This window comes from Lentisphaerota bacterium (assembly GCA_016873675.1).
GTDB lineage: Bacteria > Verrucomicrobiota > Kiritimatiellia > RFP12 > JAAYNR01 > VGWG01.
In genome coordinates this window covers 1-10,254 of the sequence record VGWG01000095.1, presented here as the reverse complement: position 1 = coordinate 10,254, position 10,254 = coordinate 1, and the positions used below count along the sequence as shown (strand labels likewise).

The 10,254-nt window shown below is 63.2% G+C and carries 12 protein-coding genes; 4 read left to right on the top strand and 8 right to left on the bottom strand.

Features of this window, described 5'->3' with window-relative positions; genetic code table 11:
- The 7 genes from FJ222_10280 to FJ222_10250 form a co-directional block, all read right to left on the bottom strand.
- On the bottom strand, positions 1 to 354 hold a 354-nt coding region (locus FJ222_10280), incomplete at its 3' end, for a hypothetical protein (protein ID MBM4164808.1).
- A gap of 10 nt (positions 355 to 364) precedes the next feature.
- Positions 365 to 1,591 carry a hypothetical protein gene (locus FJ222_10275; GenBank protein MBM4164807.1) on the bottom strand — a complete coding sequence of 409 codons (1,227 nt, stop codon included), beginning with the start codon at positions 1,589 to 1,591 and terminating at the stop codon, positions 365 to 367.
- 60 nt (positions 1,592 to 1,651) lie between these two features.
- Positions 1,652 to 2,920, bottom strand: coding sequence for a MiaB/RimO family radical SAM methylthiotransferase (locus FJ222_10270; GenBank protein ID MBM4164806.1), 1,269 nt, complete (start codon positions 2,918 to 2,920; stop codon positions 1,652 to 1,654).
- The gene (gene ilvD / locus FJ222_10265) at positions 2,920 to 4,584 is read right to left on the bottom strand and encodes a dihydroxy-acid dehydratase (protein MBM4164805.1); all 1,665 of its coding nucleotides are present in this window, start codon (positions 4,582 to 4,584) and stop codon (positions 2,920 to 2,922) included. Before ilvD ends, FJ222_10270 begins: the two co-directional genes overlap by 1 nt.
- Positions 4,585 to 4,605: 21 nt before the next feature.
- Positions 4,606 to 5,172: an elongation factor P gene (locus FJ222_10260; GenBank protein MBM4164804.1), complete on the bottom strand. Its 567-nt coding sequence runs from the start codon at positions 5,170 to 5,172 to the stop codon at positions 4,606 to 4,608.
- A 153-nt stretch (positions 5,173 to 5,325) separates the two neighbouring features.
- Complete coding sequence (locus FJ222_10255) at positions 5,326 to 5,544, bottom strand: hypothetical protein (GenBank protein MBM4164803.1); 219 nt, start codon at positions 5,542 to 5,544, stop codon at positions 5,326 to 5,328.
- 55 nt (positions 5,545 to 5,599) lie between these two features.
- Positions 5,600 to 6,001 carry a hypothetical protein gene (locus FJ222_10250; GenBank protein MBM4164802.1) on the bottom strand — a complete coding sequence of 134 codons (402 nt, stop codon included), beginning with the start codon at positions 5,999 to 6,001 and terminating at the stop codon, positions 5,600 to 5,602.
- Between the two features lie 39 nt (positions 6,002 to 6,040).
- Here FJ222_10250 and FJ222_10245 point away from each other — a divergent pair, with 39 nt between their 5' ends.
- Positions 6,041 to 7,339 carry a GNAT family N-acetyltransferase gene (locus FJ222_10245; GenBank protein MBM4164801.1) on the top strand — a complete coding sequence of 433 codons (1,299 nt, stop codon included), beginning with the start codon at positions 6,041 to 6,043 and terminating at the stop codon, positions 7,337 to 7,339.
- A gap of 541 nt (positions 7,340 to 7,880) precedes the next feature.
- Here the strand turns inward: FJ222_10245 and FJ222_10240 are convergent.
- Positions 7,881 to 8,198, bottom strand: a complete 318-nt coding sequence (locus tag FJ222_10240; GenBank protein ID MBM4164800.1) for a hypothetical protein — start codon at positions 8,196 to 8,198, stop codon at positions 7,881 to 7,883.
- Positions 8,199 to 8,484: 286 nt separating this feature from the next.
- On the opposite strand from FJ222_10240, the gene FJ222_10235 reads away from it, so the two are divergent.
- From FJ222_10235 to FJ222_10225, 3 genes are all read left to right on the top strand, one after another.
- Positions 8,485 to 8,730 (top strand): type II toxin-antitoxin system Phd/YefM family antitoxin, encoded by a 246-nt coding sequence (locus FJ222_10235; protein MBM4164799.1) that lies wholly within the window; start codon positions 8,485 to 8,487, stop codon positions 8,728 to 8,730.
- A 22-nt stretch (positions 8,731 to 8,752) separates the two neighbouring features.
- Entirely contained in the window at positions 8,753 to 9,751 is a 999-nt protein-coding gene (locus tag FJ222_10230) for a tRNA glutamyl-Q(34) synthetase GluQRS (GenBank protein MBM4164798.1), read from the top strand.
- Positions 9,752 to 9,888: 137 nt separating this feature from the next.
- Positions 9,889 to 10,254, top strand: a 366-nt coding sequence (locus tag FJ222_10225; GenBank protein MBM4164797.1) for a hypothetical protein, incomplete at its 3' end; no start/stop codon positions are given.

The following is a 10,254-nucleotide window of genomic DNA, read 5'->3' as shown; positions in this document are numbered from 1 at the left end:
CAGCTTGCTGTCGAGCGTCTTGCGAACGGCATCGAACTGCCCCTGCTGCGCGGCGGTGAGTTCGGCGATGCGGCGCTGCTGCCCCTCGCCAAGGGTCGAGAGGAGGGCGTGCAGGGTGCGCCCGAGCTCCTGCATCTGGACGAGCAGCTCGCGGCGCTGCGCGGCGGCCGACTCGGCCGACTCCTGCCGCGCGGCGGCCAGCGCCTGCTGCAGCCGCTCGTTGAGACGGGCGAGGTCGTCCGCGACGGAGCGGCTCTCCGCCGACGCGCGCGCGCGACGAATGAGGGCGTACACGTTCAGGCCGAGCAGGACGGCCAGCACAAGCAGGGTGATCGCATCAGCGGGCGTCATCATGCGGACTCCTTCAGGTTTGCAGGAGCGCGTGGGCAAACGCGCCGGCGGTGGGCCAGCGGGCGGCGGGATCGAAAGCCAAAGCCCGGCCGATCACCGCGGCGGCCGCTCCGGAAATGCCGACGAGCGGCGGCCGGGGCCGGTTGGCGAGGTCGTCCAGCGTGGCATCGGCCGTCTGCGGCAGGTAATTGGCGAGCATCTGATAGGCGATCACGCCGAGCGAGAAAATGTCGGTGGCGGGCCCGACCGGCTCGCCGCGGAGCTGTTCGGGACTCATGTAGGCGGGCGTTCCGGCGATCAGCTCGCCGGGAGCGGCCTGCTGGTTGGCGAGGGCGGCGATGCCGAAGTCAATGAGCTTGGGCACGCCGGCGGAGTTGATCAGGATGTTGCCCGGGGTGAGGTCGCTGTGGATCACACCGCTGCGGTGGGCCTCGTCAAGCGCTGCGGCGATGGCCCCGATCACGCTGCGGAACATTGCGGGATCGGGCATGGGAGTGGATGTGAGGCGGGTGTGCAGATTCTGCCCGTCAATGTATTCCATGACGAGCAGGTAGTGGCCTCCCCGCTTGTCCAGGTTGTAGAGACGGACGATATTGGGGTGGGCGAGGGTCATGCAGATGCGGGCTTCGGACTGCAGATCGCCCAGCGCCTGCGCGTTGCGGTAAAGCGCCGGATGGAGCAGCTTGATGGCGATCTGCATGTCGAGAAGCAGGTCGTGCGCGCGATAGACGCAGCCCGATCCGCCTTCGCCGATCTTTTCGTCCAAGCGGTAGCGCCCGTCGAGATCCAAGGCTTCACTGGCAGGCTGGGGCCGGTTACGGGTGCGGATGCGCTGGGTGGGCGTCTGCTTCAATGTGCGTTCTGCAGCGGCCTGGATCTTTCCCGTCGCGTGCGGCAGCAGACTGGCGATGACATCTTGAAGCGGTCCGAGCTGCCAGGGCTTCTGGAAAAAGGCGGCAACGAGTTTTTGTTCCATCAACCGAATGGTTTGCAGGCGGCAGATCGGCGGCCCCGTGAATAGAACCCGTGTGTCGGGCGAGAGCGTGTGTGCCTGTTCGGCGATGGTGCGCCCCGACACCTCGCTCGCACTGACATCGCAGATCAGGAGATCCGGCTGCAAACGCTGCAACGCTGAGCCAAGCTGGGAGACGGATGAAACAAAAGCGAGCACCGCATGAAAGCTGGCCAAAGCCTTGTGCAAGCTCGTCGGGCTTGGATCCAAAATTAAAATGGTGGTCATTCGGGGGCAGGCTCCTGTTGCGCGGTTGGGATCGTCATGCAAAATAGCATACGGATTGCCTCATGGCAAGCCGTGGCGCCCGTAGAGCGTGTCGCCTGTCGCCGCAGCCGGGGTGAAGGTGATAAGTTCGCCTAGCGCCGCCCGGTCCACGCCTGCGACCCGGCAGGGGAGGTAGGCACCCGACCAGCCGCAGGCGGCCCCGTCGGCGTCGAAGTGCTCGACCAGGCAGGTGACCGACGCGCCCACAAAGGAGCAGGCGAAGCGGCGGCGCTGGTCCTCGCCGATGCGAATCAACGCGGCGGCGCGGGCTTTGCGCACGCCCGGCGGAATCGGGTTGGGCAGGCGCGCGGCGGGAGTTCCCGGCCGCTCGCTGTAGGGGAAGACGTGGAGGTTGGAGAAGGGGAGGGATTCGACCAGGCGACGGGTGTTCTCAAACCGGGCGTCGGTCTCGCCGGGAAAGCCGGTGATGATGTCGGTGCCGAGGCCGAGGTCGGGGACGCGGGCCAGCGCGTATTCGGCGGCCGCGCGGTAGTCGGCGGCGGTGGCGCGACGCCCCATGGCACGGAGGATCGCGTCGTCGCCGCTCTGCGCGGGCACATGCAGATGACGGCAGAGGGCCGGGGTTCGGGCCATCAGGTCGGCGAGTTCCCGCTCGACCGTGCCGGGCTCGATCGATCCGATCCGGATGCGCCCGAGGCCCGGAATCCCGGCCAGGGCGAGCAGCAGGTCGGGCAGACGGCGGCCGGCGTCGGCGTAGCATGCGGTGTTGCAACCGGCGATCACGATCTCGCGCGCGCCTGCGGCGACATGGGCCTCGGCCTCGCGGATGCAGGCGTCGAACGGACGGCTCACCGGTCCGCCGCGGGTGCGCGGAACAATGCAGTACGTGCAGCAGAAATCGCAGCCGTCCTGAACCTTGAGAAAAGGGCGCCTGTGACGCGGCCTGGCCGGCGGGGCGGGGGACGGGGAATCGATTGGCCCGAGTTTGGCGAGAGCGCCGCGCATCACGCGCGCGACCAGCGCATCCCGAGCGTCCCGCGGGATGATCAGCGCGACGCCAGCGGCGGCGAGCGCAGCGGGGGTCGATGCTTCAGGGACGCAGCCAGAGAGAACCACGAACGGCTGCGGCGCGCGGCCTGCGAGCCTGCGGCAGAGGCGGAGGCCCTTCTGCTCGGCGGTGCAGGTGACGGCGCAGGAGTGGATTACCACGACATCGGCGTCCTGATCGTCCGTGACCACCGTCCACCCCTGCGCGGCGAATTCCGACGCAAACGCATCAGCCTCCGCCTGGTTCAGGCGGCAGCCAAAGGTCTGAATGGCGATGCGCATCAGTTCAACGAGGCGCCCGAGGAGGCGTTGCCGACCATCAGGGCGTAACGGCGCAGCCACCCGGTGCTGGCACGCGGCTTCCAGGCTGGCGCGGCGGCGCGGCGGCGGGCGATCTCGGCGGGGGGGATGAGCGCCTCGAGCGTGTGACCGGGCAGATCGATGCGAATGCGGTCGCCGGTCGCAAGCAGCCCGATCAACCCGCCCTCGGCCGCCTCCGGGGAGACATGACCGATGCAGGCGCCGCGGGTGCCACCGGAGAAGCGACCGTCGGTGATCAACGCCACCGACTCGCCCAGTCCCGCGCCCATGATGTAGGAGGTCGGGGCGAGCATCTCCTGCATGCCCGGACCGCCGCGTGGCCCCTCGTAGCGGATGACCACCACGTTGCCAGCCCTGACCTGGCCGCCGAGAATGCCCTCGCACGCCGCCTCCTGCGAATCGAAGCAGACTGCGGTTCCCTCGAACTGGTACATCGAGGGCGCGACACCGGCCTTTTTGACCACCGCGCCCTGCTCGGCGAGGTTGCCGCGCAGGATCGTCAGCCCGCCGTCCTGCGAATAGGCGTTGGCCACCGTGCGGATCACCTGCTCGTCAGAGATCACGGCGGCGGCGATATTCTCGCCGAGCGTCTTGCCGTTGATCGTTTGACAGGAGGTATCGAGGAGCCCCGGAATGGAGGCGATCCGCTTGAGAATGGCGTGAACGCCGCCCGCCCGGTCCACATCTTCCATGTGATAGGCGCTGGACGGGGCGACCTTGCAGACGTTCGGGCACTTCTGCGAGATGGCATTGATGCGATCGAGGTCGTAGGCGATGTCGGCCTCGCGGGCGATCGCGAGGGTGTGCAGCACGGTGTTGGTGCTGCCGCCCATGGCCATGTCGAGAATGAAGGCGTTATCGATGGCGGCGCGGGTGACGAGGTCGCGCGGCCGCGGGCCCTCGGCCTTGGCCAGTTCCACCACGCGAAGGGCTGCGCGCCGCCACAGATCCTTGCGGGCGGGATCTTCGGCGAGGATCGAGCCGTTGCCGGGGAGCGCCAGCCCGATCGCCTCGCAGAGGCAGTTCATCGAGTTCGCGGTGAACATGCCGGAGCACGAGCCGCAGCCGGGGCAACTGGCCTTCTCGACGCGGGTGAGCTGCTCCTCCGTGATCGTGCCATTCTTGAGCTGGGCGACCCCCTCGAAAACGGAGATCAGATCCATGGGCTTGCCGTCGAGCGAACCCGCGCGCATCGGGCCGCCGCTGGCGAAGATCGTCGGGATGTTGGCGCGGATGGCGCCGAGAATCATGCCGGGGATGATCTTGTCGCAGTTGGGAATGCAGATCATGGCGTCAAAGCAGTGCGCCCGGACCATCGATTCCACGGAGTCGGCGATCAACTCGCGGCTCGGCAGCGAATACTTCATGCCGGCGTGCCCCATGGCGATGCCGTCGCAAATGCCGATGGTGTTAAACTCGAAGGGGACGCCGCCCGCCTCGCGGATGCAGGTCTTGATCCACTCGCCGACTTTGTTCAGGTGGACGTGACCGGGGATGATCTCAACGAACGAGTTGCAGACCGCGATAAAGGGCTTCGAAAAATCTTCGCGCTTCACGCCTGTGGCCATGAGGAGGCTGCGATGAGGCGCGCGTTGGAAACCGGATTTGACCTGGTCACTGTTCATGGGAGTGTTCCTGATTTGGGGTTAGGCGCGTTTGGTGAATTCGCCGGTGCGGGTGTCAACCTTGATCCGCTCGCCGGTGGTGATGTACTCGGGGACCTGCACGACCAGTCCGGTCTGCAGTTTGGCGGGTTTGGTGCGCGAGGTCGCCGACGCGCCGCGCACAATCGGATCGGTCTCGACGATGGTCAGCTCAACGCTGACCGGCATCTCGATCGTCAGCACCTTGCCGTCGGAGACCAGCGCCGTGATCCCCTCCATGTCCGCGACCAGATACAGAAGCTGGTCTTCGATAACGTCCGCGTTGAGTTCGAACTGCGAGAAGTCATCCAGCGCCATGAAGGTATAGCGGCCCTGCTGCTCATACAGGTACTGCACTTCGCGGCGTTCGACCGAGATGGCGCCAAAGGACTCATCGCCCTTGCACGCGACATCCTGCTTGGTCTTGGTGACGATATTGCGGAAGCGAAAGCGGTAGATGCTCGCCGCGCCCCGTGCCGACGGTGTTGAAACAGAAAGAGTTTCAACGAGATACGGCATTCCCTGGATTTCGACCAGGTCATTTCGCTTCAATTCACAGGCTTTGGGCATGGCAAAAGGTTCCAGGGTTCAGGGATCAGGGTTCAGGGAAAGCGTCATTGCGCAGACCAGTGTCTGTGGGTTCTTAAACATCTCGTTGTTAAAGGCACCTTATGATGCCAGTATCCGCCCCGATCTGTCAAACCAGAAACCGAATGTGGGGCGTCACCGCGTCACCGGGGGCGGCGTAAACGGAGAGTCTGGCACCTTTGTTGAACCAACGTTAAACATCCAACACACAACATCCATCAGGAGGGGCGTGCCGCTGTCTCCGGACAACAGGTCCTCGATCGTGGCGAAACCCGCTCCGACCGCCGGAATACCGGCGATCTGGTCCACCGCGCGCAAAATGTCCGGCAGGCTGATAAAGTCATCAGCCTGCATGCCGCTGAACGCCGCCTTGCCGCCCGCATAGATCGAGCGGAAGAGGCATGATGTGTTACCCCTGTTTCTGGATTTCCTTTGCCAGCCAGTCCTCGGCCGTCTCGGCGGTCTTCGCCAGAGGCATCGAACTGGATGGCGTCTTGGCGGCCTGACCGAGCAACCCGTTCAGGCGCGTGATCTCACTTTTGAAAGTTTCGTTCTCCGCCTTCAGCGCCGCAGCCGGATCCAGAGGCGGCACAGGCGGCGGTGTGACAGGCGGCGCCGAGGACGTCGCAGGCGGTGTCACGGGCGGCGTGGCGGGCGGCGTAACTAGCGGCGCGGCGAGCGGCGCGGGCGGCGTGGCTGGCGGTGTCGCGGGAGGCGTCGCAGGCGGCGTGGCGGGCGGTGTCACCGGCGGCGTCACGGCGGGCGGTGTCGCAGGTGGCGTCACCGGGTCAGTTATCAAAGGGTCGCTCATAGCTCCATCCTTTCATCGGGTCGGTTCGTTCGGGATCACATGCCCCTCTATATATCTACTGTTTTGTTGCCAAGTTCCCCCTTTTCGCACTGCCTCCTGGTGCTTTTTTGCGCATTCCGCGCCCCCCTTTTCAGCTTTTCAGCTTTTCAATTGAACGCGAGAGGTAACATGAATAACTGCGCTACTTGTGGTAATAAGCTGAGTTCCTGGAGCAACGATGATCCCATCGCGAGATACTGCAATCGCTGTTTCGGCAGCGCATCCTGTTTTGAGTGTTATATTCCTCATAAATATGCTTCAACAGAAGAACAACTCGGGATCGCTCTTACCACAGGGAACGCATTTGAGGGGGTTATGAGAAAAGCGTTGCTGTATCGCGACAACAGCAGGCTTGTCTTGGAGATCGCATTAGAGGGACCATTGGCTGTGGGTGATAAAGCCAAACTGGCACATATCGAAATCGATCAGATCTCGAAAGTTTCACAAGAGGCAATCCCCGTATCAAGCCAGATAAAACAACTGATGTGGCGAACTCTTCGTGTAACGGTGGGGTCGGCGGTAGGGTTGCTGATATTGAGGCTCATTTTAGGGTTATTCTCCGAAGCGTTTCGCCGAGGAATCCCCGAGGGAATGAATATGATCAAGTTGGTTCCAGCAGCACTATTGTGGGGTGCGGTCTTGACAGTGGTATTGTATTTCATTCCCAACTTGTTTCGCTTGAAGTTTGGTCTGCAATCTCTTTCCATTTGTTTGTCATGGTCGCACTCAGTTTCGCGGAGGGCATTGCGGTTGATGCCAAGGGAGGAAGACATGGCGTTTCAGATGATACGACACACGGCCAAGTTCGAGATCGACTGGGGAGAAGAACTTGTTTCCGAGCCCTTGGTGGAATCCCGCAAGAAGCAGATCGGCGAGTTCTATCATGCGATCAAGTGCCCGCTGTACCACCTTTCCGAAGGAGGAACGGTCGAACAGGGCATATTTGAAGTAGACAGATGGCTCGATCACCACCGGAAGCACGGTGACGTCAAACTCGCGATGAGCGCATCAACGGTTGTGTCTTTACGGTCCTCACGAGCCATTGTTGGCGTGTGCCTGGTCAACGCCTGCGAACCCGACCCTGTTCGCAAGGTCCTGCATCAGGGCGGCAGCATCCAGCACATTGCTGTTGCACCTGAATACAGGCGCCAAGGACTTGCCACCAAGATGGTTCAACGTGCCCTCACAATCATCGCAGAGAAGCGCCCGGCCTTCGACGCCTGGGTTGAAGAAGACGACGAGGTCGAGCGGGGGCTCTATGAGAAACTCGATTTCGTGTTCACAGGAGTTGAAGACTAGGCAGAACCGGGTCCGCAAGGGACGGGCCTTGCGTTACCCATCTCAATCATGCAAATCATGTAATCCTGTCTGAAATTGCGTGGCTAGACGGACATGCATGTTTGACAGGATTACAAGATTCACATGATTGGAGAGAGGAGAAGCCAGCGTGAAAGACACCCATGGAAAACGGAGGAAATAGTACACCTCCTCGACTGATCGCATCGGCCTGCGGCGAACGCAGGTCCGACGCATACTGACCCATTGGCCTGCGGCGCAGCGGGGACGCCGCCGCCCCCCGCGCTGCGCGCCCGCACCAATCACCGATGATTTTTGCCGCATCGTCAGCCACAGGCAGCGGCGTCCCCGCCGCGCCGCTAATGAGAAAGACAACGGAACGAGAAACAGTGATGCGTTCGGATCGTCTGCACGGTCATCTGCCGGCGAATACCGGGACATCGGCTCCGGTGCTGGTCCCGCATGGCGCTTGATGAAAGTCAACAGGGACAGGTTCTCCGTGCATACCGTACTGGTTTTATCAACTTCTTCACCTTCTTCTCGCTCACCGCCTGCTGAGCCAGATCTCCAACTGCGCCTTGGAAACCGCAAGCCGTGTCGCCAACTCGGCCGCCCCCGTCGGCTTCGACAAGGCCGCCTCGATCACAGGCAACACCGCTTCGTAAATGGTGGCAGGCAACACGCCATAGGCAATCTGGTCAACACCGCGTGCACCGCCAGAAATAACCGGCATACCTCCGCGCGCGCACCACCGGGCGACATCACCGGCAAACGCTTGTCCGGCATCATCCACGTCGCGGGACCCAACGATTGCGAGGCCACCACCCTGAAGCAAGGCCGGATCGCCCGCGCCAAACAACAACGGCGGCGCCTTCTCCTTGGAGCCGCATAGGGACGGGCCTGAATGGTGCTAAGTTAAGCGATGCTTCCGATCCTAATCCTAATCGTAATCGTAATCCTAATCCTAATCGTAATCCGTGCTCCACCAAGAGATTAAGATTAAGATTACGATTAGGATTAAGAAGGCAATAGACCCTTAACTTAGCGCTATTCGGGACGGGCCTTGCGTTTCCCATCCGCATTACGTCTCGCGTTGACAACCGGTTCGAGATGTGCAACTCTCGTTGTACAAGACAGGAGAGACTCCCATGAAGTCGTTAAATATTTCGGCGGTGCGGAACCGCCTTCCCGGACTCATTGAAGGGGTTGAGCAGACGCGCGAGCCGGTGATGGTCAGGCGTTACGGAACACCGGTCGCCATGATCGTACCAATCATGTTAGGCAAAAACCGTCAGACGCGCCACCCGCTTCGTGGTCGAACCGTCGTTCTGGCCGATGACTTCGACGCGCCCATGCCCGAACCGTGGCATGTGGAAATAGTGCCTGCTCGATGATTTTGGGAAACCGAAACGGGGAATGAAATCGGTGAATCAAGAAACGTCCATTCGCAGCCGTCTGGCGCCGAGTCCCACGGGCGCGCTGCATCTGGGCAATGCGCGCACGTTCCTGGTCGCCTGGCTGCTCGCCCGGCGCCGGGGCGGGCGGGTGGTGCTGCGGATGGAGGATCTCGACCATCCCAAGGTCAAGCCCGGCACGGCGCAGGCGGCGATTGATGATCTCCGCTGGCTCGGCCTGGACTGGGACGAAGGCCCCGACGTGGGCGGTCCGCACGCGCCCTATGTGCAGACGGCGCGACGCCCGCTTTACCGGCAAGCGCTGCTGCGACTTCAGGAACGGGGGCTGGTCTATCCGTGCGTCTGCACACGGCGCGATGTCGAGGCGGGGCAATCGGCGCCGCAGGCGGGGGAGGACGGCCCGGCCTACGACGGGACGTGCCGCGGACGGTTCGGCAGCTATGCCGCCGCCGCCGCGACCCTCCCGCCGGGGCGGCTGCCCGCGTGGCGGTTTCGCGTGCCCGGTGGGGCGGAGACCGTCTTTGACGACGGTTTCCACGGTCCGCAGCGGGAGCGGGTCGGCGAGACCGTCGGCGATTTCGTGATCGCCCGCGACCCCGACGGCGCGGGCTATATGCTGGCGGTGGTGGCCGACGATGCGGCGATGGCGATCACGGAGGTGGTTCGCGGCGACGACCTGCTTCCGGCGACGCACCGGCAGCTCCTGCTCTACCACGCTCTGGGGCTGACGCTGCCCCGCTTCATCCACGTGCCGCTGGTGGTCAGCGCGGAGGGCCGGAGGCTGGCCAAGCGCCATGGCGACACCCGGCTCGCCGCCATCCGCGCGGCGGGCGTCCGCCCCGAAACGGTGGTCGGCGTGCTCGCCTGGTGGTGCGGCTGGGCGGCGTGGGGCGAAGAACTCCGCCCCGCCGATCTGCTCGACCGCGCCGAGCTGGGCAGCATCCCCCGTGAGCCGGCGGTGCTCACGGCACAGGTCAAGGACCGGCTGAGCGTTATATAAGAGAGAAGTCAGAATACTATGACAAACATCTTACATCCTTTTTGCTTGCATCTGACACCTCTGGTTCTCCAAAATGTTTCAATGACTCCGTGACGAGGAGCCAGCAGGCTCCACAGCTCCGTCACAGAAAGGCCACCATGAATCACACACGAGTCCGAGTCATTATTGCCGCGCTGATGATTGGCGCGGTCTCGTCGGGCCGATCCGACGAACAGAAGAACAACGCCCATCTGTGGAAACCCCAGGTCTCGTCGGTGACCGTGTTCAAGAACGGTCTGGGCTTTTTCCTGAGGCAGGGCAAGGTCGCCCTGCGCGAGGGCTGGTGTGTCGCCGATGCCGTGCCGCCGGCGTCGTTCGGCACTCTGGCGATCTATTCGCATGGGACGAACGAGACGGTTGACATCGTGGGATCCGGTCCGGGCGAGAGCGTGGCGTTCGACGGCGTGGATGCGCCGGCCGATGCCGCAGCGAAGCGGGTCCGCCTGGAGGCCTGCAAGTTTCTC